The 284-nt window shown below is 57.0% G+C and carries 1 protein-coding gene; it reads right to left on the reverse strand.

What is annotated here, in order from left to right:
- Positions 1–36: 36 nt before the first annotated feature.
- Positions 37–284 (reverse strand): acyl-CoA dehydrogenase family protein (locus EN807_RS34925; RefSeq protein WP_281405274.1); only part of this gene is annotated, 248 nt, incomplete at its 5' end.

Raw genomic sequence — 284 nt, forward strand, 5'->3', positions numbered from 1 at the left:
CCTCTTTCTTTACGCAACCGCTACGGTCCAGAACCCTCAGAAAAACGCCTGAATGCCCGTCTGGGCCCGGCCGAGGATCAGCGCGTGCACGTCATGCGTGCCTTCATACGTGTTGACCGTTTCGAGGTTCTGCGCGTGGCGCATGACGTGATATTCGATCTGGATGCCGTTGCCGCCATGCATGTCGCGGGCCTGGCGTGCTATATCCAACGCCTTGACGAAATTGTTGCGCTTGACGATGGAAATCATTTCCGGCGCCATCTTGTGCTCGTCAATAAGCTGGC

This window comes from Mesorhizobium sp. M5C.F.Ca.ET.164.01.1.1 (assembly GCF_004792125.1).
Classification (GTDB): domain Bacteria; phylum Pseudomonadota; class Alphaproteobacteria; order Rhizobiales; family Rhizobiaceae; genus Mesorhizobium; species Mesorhizobium wenxiniae.